The sequence below is a fragment of the Halostella salina genome (assembly GCF_003675855.1).
In the GTDB taxonomy this organism is placed as follows: domain Archaea; phylum Halobacteriota; class Halobacteria; order Halobacteriales; family Natronoarchaeaceae; genus Halostella; species Halostella salina.
Genome location: NZ_RCIH01000003.1, coordinates 144,633 through 158,739 on the forward strand (window position 1 = coordinate 144,633; position 14,107 = coordinate 158,739).

A 14,107-nucleotide genomic window follows, 5' to 3' on the forward strand; every position below is an offset into this window, starting at 1 on the left:
GGCCCCGACCGACGGGGACGGTCCCGAACCCGGGACGGACGGACAGCTTTTCGGTCACCCGGTTCGACGGGTCGGACATGTACGGCATCCGTGAGATCCTTGCCATCGTCCTGTCGGTGGGTCTCGGCGGCTTCCTGATCGCCTTCCCGGGTGCGTTCATCCGCATCCAACTGGTCGGCCGCGGACCGCACGACCGCGGCCAGTACGGCGAGGACTGGGACCCGCCCCGGAAGTACACGCTCCCGGTCCGTCTGCTCGGGCTGGCCGCGGTCGGCGTCGGTCTCTACCTCGTCGCACAGCCGCTGTGAACGCCGATAGCAGAACCCGGGAACGCGTCAGCCGCCCCGAACCGTCACGCATTAGCCGCGTACGACCCAAGCCCGCCTGTGCCAGAGCGCGTCGAGACGGACGAACCGGAGGAGGGGGTCGACACGACCCGGGTCATGCAGCTCACCTTCCTCACGACGCTCGCCGTCGGCGTGCCGGTCGTCGTCGCGCTCTCGCTGTTTGTCACCCTGCCGACGTGGGAGGCCCGCGCCGAGTTCGTGGTCCGGGTCGGCGCGCTGATCTGGCTGGTGACGGGCCTCGGATTCTACGTCCGCGAGCGGCGGCGCGACGCACCGCCCGAGTCGCCCTAGCGCACGTCGACGTAATCGACGCCCGCCCGTTCGGCCGCCTCCCGGTCGCGGAGGGAGTCGCCGACGAACACCGCTCGCGACGGGTCGACGCCGAGCGCGTCGACGGCGGCCAGCAGGGACTCCGGTTCGGGCTTCCACGTGTCGACGGTGTCCCGGCCGACGACCCGCTCCACGTGGGCCGATAGCCCGTGGGTCTCCAGCGCGACGGCGCAGGCGTCCTCGCAGTTCAGCGAGCAGACCGCCGCCGGCCGGTCCAGCGCGGCGAGTTCGTCGGCGGTCGACAGGCGGCGCGACGTCCGCGCCCCCTCGCGCTCGTGGTCGGCGATGGCGGCGTTGACCTGCTCGAACAGTCCCTCCTCCCGGGCCGCGCCGAGCAGGTCCCAGAGGCTCCGTCCGTCGGGGTCCACTCCCGCGCGCTCGTACACCGCCTCCACGTCGGCGGCGACCGCCCCCCAGTCGACCGCCAGGTCGACGAGCGTCCCGTCGAGGTCGTACACGACGCCGTCGTACGGTTTGTGTGGCACGGCCGACGCTACGGCCCACCCGGATATGGTCGTGTCGGTCGAACCACCCACGCGGCCGAACCACCCGCGGCCTGGCCGGAACCGAACCGGTTTTGGGCGCGAGTGGACGAACGTCCACCATGGCGTCGCATCTCCGCACCGGCGGCACCGTCGTCGACCGTGACAGTTCCGGCCGGGAGCTGTGCTGTTGCGGGGACGCGACGCGGCACGCCAGACCGACGCCGTCGACCCTGACGATTCATCGAGGATACCATGCTTGACCGGGTGCGCGAGGACGTGCGGGCGGCGCTCGACCGCGACCCGGCCGCCAGAAGCGCGCTGGAGGTGGCGCTCTGCTACCCCGGTCTCCACGCCGTCTGGGCGCACCGCCTCACCCACGCCCTCTGGGAGCGGGGCTTTCGCCTCGTCGCGCGGGTCCTCTCGCAGGTCGCCCGCCTCCTCACCGGCGTCGAGATCCACCCCGGCGCGGAGGTGGGCCGCCGCCTGTTCATCGACCACGGCGCGGGCGTCGTGATCGGCGAAACGGCCGAAGTCGGCGACGACGTGCACATGCACCACGGCTGTACGCTCGGCGGGAACGACCCCCGGCCCGTGAAGCGCCACCCGACGCTGGAGGACGGCGTCGTCCTCGGCGCGAACGCGACGCTGATCGGCGATATCACGGTCGGGGCGGACGCGGCGGTCGGGGCCGGTGCGGTCGTCGTCGACGACGTGGAGCCGGGACGGACGGTCACCGGCGTCCCGGCCGAACCGATCGACGGGGGCGAGGACGTGGATGCCGACGCCGACGGCGCGGCAGAGGATTAGTCGAGCAGTTCGCGGGCGATCACCGTCTTCTGGATCTCGCTGGTGCCCTCGTAGATGGTCGTGATCTTCGCGTCGCGGTAGAGCCGCTCCACGTCGCCCTCCGTGGTGTAGCCGTAGCCGCCGTGGATCTGGACCGCCTCGTTCGTCACGTCCATCGCGGCCTCGCTGGCGAAGTACTTCGCCATGCTCGCGGCCATCCGCGGCGACTCGCCGCGGTCCTCGCGGGCGGCGGCGTCGCGGGTGAGTAGTCGGCTCGCCCGCACCTGCGTCGCCATGTCGGCCAGCTTGTGCCGGATCGTCTGGATGTCGCCGATCGGCTTGCCGAACTGCTCGCGCTCGCCGGCGTACGCCTCGGCCTCGTCCAGAGCCGACTGCGCGAGGCCGACCGCCTGCGACGCGATGCCGATCCGGCCGCCGGTGAGGATCGACAGCGCGGCCGAAAGGCCCTTGCCCTCCTCCGTGAGGCGGTTCTCGGCGGGGACCCGGACGCCGTCGAACTCCAGCGACGTGGTGTCGCTGGCGCGCAGCCCGAGTTTCTCCTCCTTCTTGCCGACGGTGAGGCCGTCGGCGTCCTTCGGCACGACGAACTGGGTGACGCTCTCCGGGTCCTCGCGGTCGGTCTTCGCGAACAGGACCACGACGCCGGCGCGCTCGCCGTTGGTGATCCACTGCTTCGTGCCGTCGATGACGTACTCGTCACCCTCCTTCCGTGCCTCGGTCGTCATCTCCGCGGGGTTCGACCCCGCGCCGGGTTCGGACAGCGCGAACGCACCGACGGGCCGCCCGTCGACCATCTCGGGGAGCCAGCGCTCCTTCTGGTCCTCGCTCCCGAACGTCGCGATGCAGGACGTTGCGAGGCAGTGGACCGACAGGGCGGTCGCGACGGAGAGGGTTCCGTACGCCACCTCCTCGTTGACGACGCTGTAGGTGAGGCGGTCGGCTTCGTAGCCGCCGTACTCCTCGGGCACCGTCAGCCCAGTCAGGTCCAGGTCGGCGAGGCCGTCCCACACGTCCTCCGGGAACCGCTCCTCGACGTCCGCCTCGCGGGCCACCGGCCGGATCTCCTCCTCGGCGAACTCCCGGACCACGTCGCGGACGGCGCGTTGCTCCTCGGATAGCTCCATACCCCGCCTTCGATGTCGGATGGAAAAAGGTGAACGTTATCCGTCGAGCGCGTCCTCGCCGTAGCGGTCGGCGACGTACGCTTCGACCTCGGTCGCCCGTTCCCACACGTGGTCGAACAGCCGCCGCCCCCAGTCAGTCGCCTCCTCGGACTCGGCGACGACCTCCGTGTGCGGGTCGTACGACCCGTCGAGCGTCGGAAACGAGAGGAGCAGCGTCTCCGACGAGACGACCATCGCGACGGCGGCGTCGTACACCCGGGTGACGACCTGTGCGTCCTCCGTCGGTCCGGGTGGGTCGCCCTCGACCACTTCCCGGAGCACGTCCGGCGTGACGACGAGTCGACGGGCGGCCCCGGACGACTCGTTCAGCGCCTCGGCGTAGCGGTCGTGGTACACCGGCGCGACGACCGAGACGCAGTCGGCCGACGCTATCTCGTCGGCGACGCGGCGGGACGCCCGGTACGGGTCGGTGTCGGGCGACCTGACCACCTCGTACCCCGACAGGGCAGCGAACTCCGCCCGGAACGTCTCGGGGATCCCGGCGGCGTCGTGTTGCTCCCAGTACTCGGCGTCCGCCGAGAGCGCCCTGTCCGTGCGTTCACAGCGCCGCAGCGTGTCGGCGACCACCTGTCCGGCGGCGGTCGCGGCCCACCTGTCGTCGGCCCGCTGGTAGACGAGTCCCCGCTCCTCCAGCCGTTTGATCGCGTCGTACACGGACGACTCGCTCGCCCCCGTCGCGTCGAGCACGGCGCTCCGGGTCGCCGGATCGGCCACGAGCGTCGAGAGCACCTCCTGCCTCGCCCGCGAACCGACCACGAACTGCAGGCTGTCAAAGCTGGCGCACATCGTCGTTGACGAACCGTTCGTGCGGTCGCTATTAGCGGTGACGATCGTTTTGCTCGTTCTGGAGTTAGTTCAAAGCCGAACTTATCAGTTTCCAGTTCTTCCGGATCGTTTTCCGCCGGATATAAAGGAAAAATTTAGCCCCGATGACGTTGACCCGACAAACGCTGCCAGGTCATGCCTTCCTGTGACGGGGCCCACGACCGCCCGGCGGCCCCCACGCTGACGCACTGGCCCTCAGCAGTCGGGCAACTCGCCCGACTGCAGGTACTCGACGACGCGCTCCGGGTCGGCGTCCAGTCCGCCGGCCTGGGCAACGTTCGGTGACCCCCCGCCACCGCCGCCGAGCGTCGCGGTAACGTCGTCGACGACGCCGGCTGCGTCGGCCGTCTCCCCCGCGCCGACGACGACGAACGGCGGCCGGTCGGTGCCGACGAGCGCAACCACGTCCGCCGCGTCGCCCGCGAGTTCCCGCGCGCGGTCGTCCACGTCGTTGGGGCCGGCGCGGTCGACCGTGCCGACGGCCCACGTCCGCCCGTCGCGTTCGACCACCTCGTCCCGGAGCGCCGCGACCTGCCGGTCGAGCAGTTCGCTCCGGAGTTCGGTGACCTCGGCCTCCAGTTCGGCGACCGTCTCGCTGACCTGCTCGGCCGCGGACGGGAGCCCCGGCACGCTCGCGTCGAGCGTGGCGCTGGCTTCGAGCGCCGCCGCCTTCTCGGTCGTCCGCCGGTCGACGCCCGCCGGGCCCACGGCGAACTCGACGCGGGTCAGCCCCTCGCCGGGGTTCGAGCGGCCGAGCACGGTCACCGGACCGATCTCCCGCGTGTTCCGGACGTGCGTCCCGCCGCAGGCAGCCACGTCCCAGTCCTCGATGGTGACGACCCGGACGGTGCCGTCCTCGCCGAACACGCCCTCCTCCGTCTTCGTGTTGAACGCCACGTCGTCGCGCTCCCGCGCCTCGTCGGCGGGGACCTCCTCCCACGACACGTCCCGGGAGTCCCAGACGGTCTCGTTCACCAGTCGCTCCAGTTCCACGAGCGTCCCGTCCGTGATATCCGTCGAGGTGCGGAAGTCGATCCGGACCTTCTCGTCGTCGATGCCGAAGCCGCCGTAGCCCAGGTCGTCCAGCACCCGCCGGCCGGCACCGTACAGCGCGTGGCTGGCGGTGTGGGCACGCATGCAGTACATCCGGTACTCCCAGTCGACCTCGCAGAGCGCCCGTCGGCCCGGCCGCCAGTCCGGGTCGTCGCCGAGGCGGTGGACGACGGCGTCGCCGTCCTCGTACACGTCGACCACGTCGATGCCGTCGATCCGGCCGCGGTCCGCCGGCTGGCCGCCGCTCTCAGGGTAGAAGTACGTCGTCTCCAGCCGAACGTCGCGCCCGTCGACCTCCGCGATGGCCGTCTCGAACCGCGTCGTGTACGGTTCGGCGGCGGCAAGCTTGCTCATCGAGTTGGTCGATGCGGTCGACCGGGAAAAATCCTATCGCCTACGTCGACTCGACCAGTTCCACGTCGAGTCGCTGCTCGACCGCGCGAACGAGGCTGCCGCCGACGCCCGCCTGCGTCGCCCGGCCCTGCTCTAGCGCGAGCAGGTCGGCCTCGTCGGCCTCCAGTTCCTCGGCGAGTTCCGACCGCTGGAGTCCCGCCGCCTGTCGTGCTTCCTCCAGCACGTCGCCGTAGTCGCTCACCAGATACGGAAGCTGGTCGTCGTCGTAGTTCGTCCCGCCCTCCTCCCAGTGTTCGGTGTCGCCGTCCCAGTTCCGGCTCGCTTTCGCGGCGTTCTCGACGGCGCGGCGCTTCCGGTCGCCGTCGCTGTCGCCGCCGTTGCCGCCGGATTTCCGGTCCTTGTGGGCGTTGTCGTCGTGGGGCGCACAGTCGGCACACACCTGCAGCACCGCCCCGGCGACGTTCGCCTCGCGGAGCGAGTCGCTCTCGGACCCGCAGAGCTCACAGGCGTCGCCGCCGTCGGCTCCCGACGATCCGCCCGTCGAGTACTTGGCCATACACCCGATACGTACCGGGGCGATTTGAACGCCCCGATCCCTACCGTCGGCCTGTTCCACCGGGATCGAGTGGCGACTACACGACCGCGACGACCGAAACGAAAGCCCTTTAATTCGTCCACGGGATAGGTCTCAGTGCAGAAAGCCACCGCGAGCGTGGGTAGCCAAGCTAGGCCAACGGCGCAGCGTTGAGGGCGCTGTCCCGTAGGGGTCCGCCGGTTCAAATCCGGTCCCACGCATCGCAAGCGCGGGTTTCCCGCGACACCGAGGCGGCGTCGCCGCCGAGGACGATGCAGGTGATCTCCCTTCGCGGACATCACCCACGCACAATTCCTACCGAAAACTTCCGAACAGTTAGCTCCGGGTCCGCCGGTGAGAAGTCGACACAGTCGACTCCGAGCGGCATCGAGGGGGTGTGACGGGGTTGTAATTTTCGTTTACACTTCCGCACACGTTTTTATTACTGCGACGCTATTGACGCCACACTTGCAGGTTATCGGGCTATGAAGATACGTTACGCCGCCACGGAGACGGTCGCTGGTGTCCGGTTCGAGGACAGGATCGAGCAACGGCAGTTCGTGGTCCAGTCCGACACCCCCGTCTCCCCCGAGGAGGCGGACCCGGACGAGTTCCGGTACCCGGTCACGCGCGCCTGTCAGTTCGAGACGACGGGTGTGTACTTCGACCGCCTCGACGGGTTCACCGTCCGCGACGGGGACGGCGAGTTCCTCCGCTCGGTCCAGTCCCACGGGTCGTTCTCCTTCGGGTCAGGGACCTACGTCCTCGACGGGAACGGCCCGATGAAGATATACTGTCGGGTGGCCGGCCCGCTGGAGGTGACGACCGGCGCGAACTACATGCGGGTGGCGTTCGAGGAGTCGACCAGGGTCGTCGTGGGGCTGCGGTCGTACCACGAACAGCCCGCCGGGACGATCACCGTCCCGGACGACCCACGGGACGTCATAACCGCGGTCAGCCACCTCTCCTCGGCGCTGAAGACCACGAAATGCGAGCGGTCGTTCCCGACGCTCCGGGGGCATCCGCCGCTGTTCGAGCGCGGCGAGGAACTCGCTATCCCCGACACCTTCGATCCGCCGGAGACGGGGATCAGGATCGTCGTGCCGCCCGACTACCGCCACGTGTACGCCGTCTCGTCGCTCGCGTTCTACCTCGGTGCGGAGGTCGTTCCGGGTGACGTACCGGGGATCGAGACCGTGGGAGGATTCAGCCGCGACCTCGCGAGCCAGCAGTGGTTCGAGGACGAGGTCGCGCGGACGCTGAAACAGGTGTTCTTCCTCGACTGCATCGTCAGGACGGCGGGCCTGTACAAGGTCGACCTCGACGAGCGCACCCGCGTCGAGCCGTATCTCCCGTTCGACGTGGACGCGATGTACGGCCGGCCGACCCACGAGCAGGTCGCCGCGTACCTGCAGATCCCGTACGACGTGATCGCCGAGTACGTGCCGAAGTGGAGCCTGACGGCACACGTCCCGTCGGGCCCCGAGGGGGTGCAGGCGCTCCCGTTCGTCGCGTACGACCTCGGCGTCGTCCGGGAGCCTCGCGGAACGCGGATCTCACAGCCGCGCGTCCAGGCGACGGAGTACTCCCGCTCGGCCGCGACCGAGGGGGGTGCGGACGCGGGGACCGCGCCGCTGCTCAGGTCCAGCGGGGACGTTGAGGAGTCGATGCTGCTCGTCGACCCCGAAACGACCGACGAGTCGATCGAACACGCCTGGTTCGGGGACCACGTCCCCCGGGGCGCGACGAAGGCGACCGTCGACGCGTTCGAGAACCGGCTTCGGCGGGGACCACGCTCCAGCGAGATCGAGATCGCGGTCGTCTGCAACGACGACCGGATGCTCGCCGAGCACGAGTCGCTCGACGGCGTCTACGGGAACCGGGAGGAACTGCCGTACGAGACCGCGTTCTACACCGACCTGTCGACCGACGCGCTGGCCGACGTGCTCGCCGGCGACCACGACTTCCTCCACTTCATCGGCCACGCCACGCCGGAGGGGCTGCGCTGTCCCGACGGGAAATTGGACGTCAACGACCTGGAGACGGTCGAGGTTGACGTGTTCCTGCTGAACGCTTGCCGGTCCGTCCATCAGGCGATGGCGCTGGCCGACCGGGGCGCGACCGGCGGCGTCGGGACGCTGAGCGACGTGGTGAACGAGCAGGCCGTCGAGATCGGACGGGCGATGGCACACCTGCTCAACCTCGGCTTCCCGCTCCGGGCGGCGGTCGAACTGGTCCGGGACCACACCCGCACCGGGGACCAGTACATCGTCGTCGGCGACGGCGGCGCGGACATCGCACAGTCGGAGGGCGGGACGCCGCTGCTCTGCAAGGTCGACGACGGTGCCGACGGGCAGTTCTCGCTCACGGTCCGTGCGTATCCGACCCGGGAGTACCAGATCGGGTCGTACGTGACGCCCACGATCAACGACGTGGAGCGGAGTTTCCTCCTCCCCGGCGAGATGGTGCAGTTACAGCTGTCGGGAGACGACCTGCAGGAGTATCTCTCCTCGCACCGAAGTCCGGTGCAGTACGACGGGAAGATTTTCTGGAACGATACGCCCGGCGGGATCCCCGTCGACTTCGACGGGGCCTGATTCGGCCTGTTGTAGCGGGTTCCCGGCAGTCATTGGTCTCCCTGACCGGCCACCGGTCGGCCAACGGTTAGTGTGTACTACGGCCCCGAGACCGCCTGTGCGCCGTTCGCGGCGGCCGTTCCGGCCTGCGACGCGATCAGGACCAGCGTGAACAGCGCGCCGATCATCCGCGGGTGGTCTGCGAGGTATGCCTTGAGTGAACTGTTATCAGACATCGCATATCGGATGACGGTTCGATTTTATATGAAAATATCTGAATCTTTCTTATAATTTAATCAATATTACAATCTATTATATCGGATCGTCCGGCAGCCGTCGGACCGTCGAACCCCTCGGTCGAAAGGAACGTCTTTCAACGCACGGTCCCTACGGACGGCCATGGAAAGCCGCGTCAGGCAACACGTTCCGGCGGTAACTGGCGTTCTCACTGCCGTCTCGCTCGCGCTGGTGTTCGGGACGGCTCTCGGGATGGTGCCGGGCGACGCCCTTCCCCGCGCTCCCGACGGTCTCCTGAACGCGATCCCGCATATCAACGCCCTCCTCAGTGCGGCCGCCATCGCGACGATCCTCGGCGGCGTGCGGGCGATCCGACGGGGGAACGTGGACCGCCACCGCGCGCTGATGGTCGCCTCGTTCGCCCTGTTCGCGGCGTTTCTCGGCCTCTATCTGTATCGGATCGCCATCGAGGGGCCGAAACCCTTCCCCGGCCCGGACGGCGTCTACACGTACGTCTACCTGCCGATACTGGCGGTCCACATCCTGCTCGCGGTCGTCACCATCCCGTTCGTCTACTACGCGCTTTTGCTGGCGTGGACGCGGTCGGTCCGGGAGCTTCGCGAGAGCGTCCACGCGCGGGTCGGCCGCGTGGCGGCGTCGCTGTGGCTCGTCTCCTTCGCGCTCGGCGAGGTGGTGTACGCGATGCTGTACGTCGTCTACTGACGGTCCTCCGGGGTCAGTCGTCGGCGGGGACGCTCGGACGGCCGACCTCCCGGTCGGTCGCCTCGCCGTCGATGTCGTAGGGGTACTCGCCGGTGACACAGCCCAGACAGAGGTCCGACTGGGGGGTCTCCAGCACGTCGGCGACGGCCTCCGTCGAGAGGTAGGCGAGGCTATCGGCGTCGATCTCGTCTGCGATCCCGTCGACGCTCTTGTCGCTGGCGATCAGTTCCTCGCGCGAGGCCATGTCGATCCCCATGTAGCAGGGGGCGACGATCGGCGGCGCGCCGATGCGGACGTGGACCGCCTCGGCTCCCACGTCCTTGAGTAGCTTGACGAGCTGTGTCGATGTGGTTCCCCGGACGATCGAATCGTCGATGATCGTGACGGTCTTGCCCTCGATGGTGCTCTTGATGGGGTTCAGCTTCAGGCGGACCGCCCGCTCGCGCTCGTCCTGTGTCGGCATGATGAACGTGCGCCCGACGTAGCGGTTCTTCATCAGCCCCTCCGCGAACTCGACGGCCTCGTCGTCCTCGTTCGCGGCCTCGGCGTAGCCCGAGGCGAACGCGCGGCCGGAGTCGGGGACGGGCATCACCACGTCGCTGTCGATGCCGCTCTCCGCCCAGAGCTTCCGGCCGAGGTCGCGTCGCACCTCGTAGACGCGCTTGCCGTCGATGACGCTGTCCGGCCGTGCGAAGTAGACGTGTTCGAAAAAGCAGTGGGCGGTGTGCTCCTGTTCGACCAGCTGGTACGTGTCGAAGCCCGAGCCGTCCTCGTGCAGGACGACGAGTTCGCCCGGTTTCACGTCACGGACGAGTTCGCCGTCCAGCGTGTCGACCGCGGCGCTCTCGCTGGCGAGGATGTAGCCGTCCTCCAGTTCGCCGATGCAGAGCGGCCGGTTGCCCTGCGGGTCCCGCACGCCGAGGACGGTGTCGTCGTGGGTGATCGTCAGCGAGTAGGAGCCGTGGATCCGACCCATCGTTCGCTTGACGGCGCGGACCAGGTCCTCTTCCAGCAGGTTACGCGCGAGGTCGTGGGCGATCACCTCCGTGTCGCCGTCGGAGGTGAAGGCGTGGCCCTGGCCGGCGAGTTCCTCGCGGATCTCGTCGGCGTTGACGAGGTTGCCGTTGTGGCTCAGGCCGAGCGACCCGCTCTTGAACGAGACCGAGAAGGGCTGGGCGCAGGAGGCGTCGACGCTGCCGGCGGTCGGGTACCGGACGTGTCCGATCCCCGTTGCGCCGCTCAGTCCCGCGATGTCGTCCTCGGAGAAGGCGTCGCCGACCAGCCCCATCTCGACGTGGCTGTGCTGCTGGAACCCGTCGTGGGTGACGATGCCCGCCGACTCCTGGCCGCGGTGCTGGAGGGCGTACAGGGAGTAGTACAGCGGGCGCGCGGCGTCGCGGTCGGCAAGCGAGATCCCGACGACGCCACACTTCTCGGTCATCCCGGTCGAAGGCCGCTCGGCCCGGCCGTCTGACATGGGCGTCCATAGCGAGCCACCGGAGATAAAACCTCGCAATCGTGGTCCGTCGGACCGGTTTTACTCCCCGGAATACACACGTTCGTGAATATTCCACCACCATCCCGTACGCCGTCGGCCGTCGTCCGGACTGTCGGCTGATCGATCGTGTGAATAGTTACCAATTGGCGATGAGGTGGCCGGTCCCGTCGGTGTCCGCGACGCTGGGCGGCGCTCGTCGGGCGCGGAACTGTGGAGAAGAACTAGCCTACTCGCCGGCCTTCGACTGCCACTCGTAGTCGCGCCGCTTCGCCGACTTGCCGAAGCCGCACGACGAGCACTCCTTCTTTTTGACGTGATACGACTTCTCGCCACACCGACGACACTTCACGTGGGTCGTGGTGTTTTTCTTGCCCTGGCTCGGGGTACCTGCGCCAGTCATGGGATGATCGACACGACGTTATCGCCGCGTATAATCGTTGTGTCTTCGCCGTCGTCCAGCACGAGGTTCATATGCTGGTCGTAGCCCGCGAGCCGGCCCGCGTACTCCTCGCCGTCCTTCAGTCGCACGGTGACATCCTGTCCCACGGACGCTTCGAGCACGTCAAGCGGACGTTCGCTCATACCGTCTACGCCCGTCGACTCGTGCTTAAACGTACCGGAAGGGGACCCGGATCCCGTGTCAGATATCCACGGCAAACGGCGCGTACCGGTCGGCCGACCGGGCGAATCCGGCGAACAGGTCCGCGGCCGCGGTCAGGTCGTCGGTGTCGACCACCTCGACCGGCGTGTGCATGTAGCGGTTCGGCAGGCCGAGATACACCGACGGGACGCCGCTTCGCGACGTGGCGAAGGTGTCCGCGTCGGTCAGCGTGTGCGTCGGCGCGGCCTGCACCTGTGCGTCGACGCCGTCCTCGGCCGCGACCGAGCGGAGCGCGTCCGCCAGCACGGGGTGGTTCGTGCTCCCCCGGGTGACGACCGGCCCCTCGCCGAGCGCCACGTCGCTGCCCTTTTCGCCGGGCGCGGCGGGGTAGTCGAGGGCGTGGGTCACGTCCGCCGCGATGACCGCGTCCGGATCGAGGTCGAAACCGACCATCCCTGCGCCCTTGCGGCCGATCTCTTCCTGGACGGTGCTGACCGCGTACACCGTCGCGTCGGCGTCCGCGGCCCGCCGGAACGCCTCGGCCGCGATCCACATCCCCACGCGGTTGTCCATCCCCGGTCCGGCGATCCGCGACCCCTGCAGGTCCGTCACCGCGCCGTCGACCGTGACGGGGTCGCCCACGGCGACGCGCTCGCGGGCGGCGTCGCCGTCCGCGGCACCGATATCGACGTGCTGTTCGGCCACGCTGGCGTCGTCGTCGACCTCCTCGCGGACGTGGATCGCGGTCTGGCCGACGACGCCCGGGACCGTGCCGTCGTCCGCGTGGACCGTCACCCCCTGCCCCCGCGTCACGGTCCGGTCGACGCTCCTGACCGGACCGACGTGGAGGTGGCCGTCGTCGTCGATCTCGCGGACCAGCAGCCCGATCTGGTCGGCGTGGCCCGCGACGGCGACGGCCGGGCCGCTTCCGTCGCTGACCGCGACCGCGTTGCCGTAGTCGTCCGTCCGCAACTCGTCGGCGGCCGGTTCGACGCGGTCGAGCCAGACGCGTTGACCCGGGGCCTCGTACCCCGAGGGCGTCGGTGCGGCGAGCAAGTCGTCGAGGAACGCCCGTTCGTCGTCGTCCATGCCTCCTGCTGGGGCGTCGACACACGAAGGTCTACTCATCTCACCGACCGCGACCAACAGTATAAGTTCGTCCCCGTCGAACGGTGAAACATGGTAGATATCACACTGTTCGAGTTGCACGTGGACGGCGACCCGCAGTTCGCGCCGAGCTGGAGCACCGGCGGCGAGGACGAGACGTTCGACGACGAGGACGGCACCGCCGTCGACGTGGAGGACGACGAGAGTGGCGGCGCGGGCGGCAAGGTACTCGTCGGCCTCGTCGCGCTGGTGGTCATGGCCGCCGTCGCGCGGAAGCTCCGCGGCGGCGACGACGGGTTCGAGGAAGAGGAGCCGGAGTACACCGTCGAGGAGCCGGCGTAAGCCGCCGCCACCGTCCGGTTTCGGTCCCCGCGTCGGGAGAAGGGTTTTGTCCCCTGACGCGCAATCGAATCCATGAACCTCTACCGAAGCGTCCGGGCCGTCACCGGTGCGTCCGGCGACGGACCGATCGACTGGGACGCGGTCGCCGAGGCGGCGAAGGCGTCGACCGACGCCGGTTCGCTGGACCTCTCGCCGGGCGAGCGCGACGGCTACGCCGACGACGTACGCGACGCCCGCACCCGGGTGCGGAAGGTGTCTGGTCTCGACTTCGACGTGCCCCGCGCCGTCGAGGTCCAGCACCGCCACCACTGGATCGACGCGAACGTCGAGACGTTTGCCCGGCTGATGGAGCCGCTGGAGGACGAGGTCGGCGGCGTGTTCCCCGGCGCGGCTCGCGTCGTCAACACCGGCTCGATGAGCTTCATGCTCGGCTTCCTCGCGCGGAACGTGCTCGGTCAGTACGACCCGCTGCTGCTCGCGGACGACCCGTCCGACCACGCGCTGTACTTCGTCCGGCCGAACATCGTCCGCACGGCCGACGCGCTGGACACCGAGTACCCGCGCTTCCGGCGCTGGATCGCGTTCCACGAGGTGACCCACGCCGCCGAGTTCGGCGCGGCCCCGTGGCTGTCTGACCATCTTGAGGAGCGCATGGAGCGTGGCATCGGCGCGGTCACGGAGGGCTCGCTCGACCGGGAGGCGTTCCGCGAACTCGACGCCGCGATGACCGTCGTCGAGGGGTACGCCGAACTGCTGATGGACCACGCGTTCGACGACGAGTACGCCGACCTCCGGCGGAAACTCGACGAGCGCCGGCAGGGTCGGGGACCGCTTGCCCGCCTCGTCCGCCGCGCGCTCGGTCTCGGCCTGAAGCGCCGCCAGTACGAGCGCGGCAAGGCCTTCTTCGAGACGGTCGCCGACGAGCGCGGCGTCGCCGCCGCCGGCGCTGTGTGGGACCGCCCCGAGAACCTCCCGAGCGACGCCGAGATCGACGCGCCCCGCGACTGGATCCGCCGGGTCGACCCCTGAGCACGCTGTTCCCCCGACCGCCAAGCAGCCTCCTT

General features: G+C 69.1%; 17 protein-coding genes and 1 tRNA gene. 8 read left to right on the forward strand and 10 right to left on the reverse strand.

Going from position 1 to position 14,107, the window contains the following annotated elements:
* Positions 1-77: 77 nt before the first annotated feature.
* Together D8896_RS06790 and D8896_RS06795 are read left to right on the forward strand one after the other, a co-directional pair.
* Positions 78-308, forward strand: a complete 231-nt coding sequence (locus tag D8896_RS06790; RefSeq protein WP_121821341.1) for a hypothetical protein — start codon at positions 78-80, stop codon at positions 306-308.
* 78 nt (positions 309-386) lie between these two features.
* Positions 387-638, forward strand: coding sequence for a DUF5822 domain-containing protein (locus D8896_RS06795; protein ID WP_121821342.1), 252 nt, complete (start codon positions 387-389; stop codon positions 636-638).
* On the opposite strand, the gene D8896_RS06800 is transcribed toward D8896_RS06795, so the two are convergent.
* Positions 635-1,162 carry an HAD family hydrolase gene (locus tag D8896_RS06800; protein ID WP_121821664.1) on the reverse strand — a complete coding sequence of 176 codons (528 nt, stop codon included), beginning with the start codon at positions 1,160-1,162 and terminating at the stop codon, positions 635-637. The genes D8896_RS06795 and D8896_RS06800 overlap by 4 nt on opposite strands.
* Before the next feature lie 252 nt (positions 1,163-1,414).
* Here D8896_RS06800 and cysE point away from each other — a divergent pair, with 252 nt between their 5' ends.
* Positions 1,415-1,969: a serine O-acetyltransferase gene (gene cysE / locus D8896_RS06805; protein ID WP_121821343.1), complete on the forward strand. Its 555-nt coding sequence runs from the start codon at positions 1,415-1,417 to the stop codon at positions 1,967-1,969.
* Here cysE and D8896_RS06810 read toward each other — a convergent pair.
* The 4 genes from D8896_RS06810 to D8896_RS06825 all read right to left on the reverse strand — a co-directional run bounded on the left by D8896_RS06810 (position 1,966) and on the right by D8896_RS06825 (position 5,941).
* Entirely contained in the window at positions 1,966-3,093 is a 1,128-nt protein-coding gene (locus tag D8896_RS06810; protein ID WP_121821344.1) for an acyl-CoA dehydrogenase family protein, read from the reverse strand. The genes cysE and D8896_RS06810 overlap by 4 nt on opposite strands.
* A 36-nt stretch (positions 3,094-3,129) precedes the next feature.
* Positions 3,130-3,939, reverse strand: a complete 810-nt coding sequence (locus D8896_RS06815; RefSeq protein WP_121821345.1) for a helix-turn-helix transcriptional regulator — start codon at positions 3,937-3,939, stop codon at positions 3,130-3,132.
* A 234-nt stretch (positions 3,940-4,173) separates the two neighbouring features.
* On the reverse strand, positions 4,174-5,385 hold the full coding sequence (locus tag D8896_RS06820) for an alanyl-tRNA editing protein (protein ID WP_121821346.1): 1,212 nt from the start codon (positions 5,383-5,385) through the stop codon (positions 4,174-4,176).
* A 40-nt stretch (positions 5,386-5,425) separates the two neighbouring features.
* On the reverse strand, positions 5,426-5,941 hold the full coding sequence (locus D8896_RS06825; RefSeq protein WP_121821347.1) for a multiprotein-bridging factor 1 family protein: 516 nt from the start codon (positions 5,939-5,941) through the stop codon (positions 5,426-5,428).
* A 154-nt stretch (positions 5,942-6,095) separates the two neighbouring features.
* On the opposite strand from D8896_RS06825, the gene D8896_RS06830 reads away from it, so the two are divergent.
* Both D8896_RS06830 and D8896_RS06835 read left to right on the forward strand, forming a co-directional pair.
* Positions 6,096-6,180, forward strand: a tRNA-Leu gene (locus D8896_RS06830).
* Between the two features lie 264 nt (positions 6,181-6,444).
* Positions 6,445-8,556: a hypothetical protein gene (locus D8896_RS06835; protein ID WP_121821348.1), complete on the forward strand. Its 2,112-nt coding sequence runs from the start codon at positions 6,445-6,447 to the stop codon at positions 8,554-8,556.
* A 77-nt stretch (positions 8,557-8,633) separates the two neighbouring features.
* On the opposite strand, the gene D8896_RS19275 is transcribed toward D8896_RS06835, so the two are convergent.
* Positions 8,634-8,771 (reverse strand): DUF7503 family protein, encoded by a 138-nt coding sequence (locus D8896_RS19275; protein ID WP_162991486.1) that lies wholly within the window; start codon positions 8,769-8,771, stop codon positions 8,634-8,636.
* A 163-nt stretch (positions 8,772-8,934) separates the two neighbouring features.
* Here D8896_RS19275 and D8896_RS06840 point away from each other — a divergent pair, with 163 nt between their 5' ends.
* Positions 8,935-9,495, forward strand: coding sequence for a DUF420 domain-containing protein (locus tag D8896_RS06840; protein WP_121821349.1), 561 nt, complete (start codon positions 8,935-8,937; stop codon positions 9,493-9,495).
* Between the two features lie 13 nt (positions 9,496-9,508).
* On the opposite strand, the gene purF is transcribed toward D8896_RS06840, so the two are convergent.
* The 4 genes from purF to D8896_RS06860 form a co-directional block, all read right to left on the reverse strand.
* Positions 9,509-10,936 carry an amidophosphoribosyltransferase gene (gene purF, locus D8896_RS06845; protein ID WP_121821665.1) on the reverse strand — a complete coding sequence of 476 codons (1,428 nt, stop codon included), beginning with the start codon at positions 10,934-10,936 and terminating at the stop codon, positions 9,509-9,511.
* A gap of 283 nt (positions 10,937-11,219) precedes the next feature.
* Entirely contained in the window at positions 11,220-11,393 is a 174-nt protein-coding gene (locus D8896_RS06850; RefSeq protein ID WP_121821350.1) for a 50S ribosomal protein L37e, read from the reverse strand.
* Complete coding sequence (locus D8896_RS06855) at positions 11,390-11,575, reverse strand: LSM domain-containing protein (protein ID WP_121821351.1); 186 nt, start codon at positions 11,573-11,575, stop codon at positions 11,390-11,392. The genes D8896_RS06850 and D8896_RS06855 overlap by 4 nt, the downstream gene beginning before the upstream one ends.
* A gap of 58 nt (positions 11,576-11,633) precedes the next feature.
* Entirely contained in the window at positions 11,634-12,683 is a 1,050-nt protein-coding gene (locus tag D8896_RS06860) for a M20/M25/M40 family metallo-hydrolase (RefSeq protein ID WP_121821352.1), read from the reverse strand.
* 90 nt (positions 12,684-12,773) lie between these two features.
* On the opposite strand from D8896_RS06860, the gene D8896_RS06865 reads away from it, so the two are divergent.
* Both D8896_RS06865 and D8896_RS06870 read left to right on the forward strand, forming a co-directional pair.
* The gene (locus tag D8896_RS06865; protein ID WP_121821353.1) at positions 12,774-13,043 is read left to right on the forward strand and encodes a hypothetical protein; all 270 of its coding nucleotides are present in this window, start codon (positions 12,774-12,776) and stop codon (positions 13,041-13,043) included.
* A gap of 72 nt (positions 13,044-13,115) precedes the next feature.
* Positions 13,116-14,072, forward strand: a complete 957-nt coding sequence (locus tag D8896_RS06870; RefSeq protein WP_121821354.1) for a zinc-dependent metalloprotease — start codon at positions 13,116-13,118, stop codon at positions 14,070-14,072.
* Positions 14,073-14,107 lie beyond the last annotated feature (35 nt).

Excerpts from the sequence above, each read along its gene's own strand:
- D8896_RS06790 (WP_121821341.1), top strand. The coding sequence starts at position 78 with ATGTACGGCATCCGTGAGATCCTTGCCATCGTCCTGTCGGTGGGTCTC.
- cysE (WP_121821343.1), top strand. The coding sequence starts at position 1,415 with ATGCTTGACCGGGTGCGCGAGGACGTGCGGGCGGCGCTCGACCGCGAC.
- D8896_RS06810 (WP_121821344.1), bottom strand. The coding sequence starts at position 3,093 with ATGGAGCTATCCGAGGAGCAACGCGCCGTCCGCGACGTGGTCCGGGAG.
- D8896_RS06815 (WP_121821345.1), bottom strand. The coding sequence starts at position 3,939 with ATGTGCGCCAGCTTTGACAGCCTGCAGTTCGTGGTCGGTTCGCGGGCG.
- D8896_RS06820 (WP_121821346.1), bottom strand. The coding sequence starts at position 5,385 with ATGAGCAAGCTTGCCGCCGCCGAACCGTACACGACGCGGTTCGAGACG.
- D8896_RS06825 (WP_121821347.1), bottom strand. The coding sequence starts at position 5,941 with ATGGCCAAGTACTCGACGGGCGGATCGTCGGGAGCCGACGGCGGCGAC.
- D8896_RS06835 (WP_121821348.1), top strand. The coding sequence starts at position 6,445 with ATGAAGATACGTTACGCCGCCACGGAGACGGTCGCTGGTGTCCGGTTC.
- D8896_RS19275 (WP_162991486.1), bottom strand. The coding sequence starts at position 8,771 with ATGTCTGATAACAGTTCACTCAAGGCATACCTCGCAGACCACCCGCGG.
- D8896_RS06840 (WP_121821349.1), top strand. The coding sequence starts at position 8,935 with ATGGAAAGCCGCGTCAGGCAACACGTTCCGGCGGTAACTGGCGTTCTC.
- purF (WP_121821665.1), bottom strand. The coding sequence starts at position 10,936 with ATGACCGAGAAGTGTGGCGTCGTCGGGATCTCGCTTGCCGACCGCGAC.
- D8896_RS06850 (WP_121821350.1), bottom strand. The coding sequence starts at position 11,393 with ATGACTGGCGCAGGTACCCCGAGCCAGGGCAAGAAAAACACCACGACC.
- D8896_RS06855 (WP_121821351.1), bottom strand. The coding sequence starts at position 11,575 with ATGAGCGAACGTCCGCTTGACGTGCTCGAAGCGTCCGTGGGACAGGAT.
- D8896_RS06860 (WP_121821352.1), bottom strand. The coding sequence starts at position 12,683 with ATGGACGACGACGAACGGGCGTTCCTCGACGACTTGCTCGCCGCACCG.
- D8896_RS06865 (WP_121821353.1), top strand. The coding sequence starts at position 12,774 with ATGGTAGATATCACACTGTTCGAGTTGCACGTGGACGGCGACCCGCAG.
- D8896_RS06870 (WP_121821354.1), top strand. The coding sequence starts at position 13,116 with ATGAACCTCTACCGAAGCGTCCGGGCCGTCACCGGTGCGTCCGGCGAC.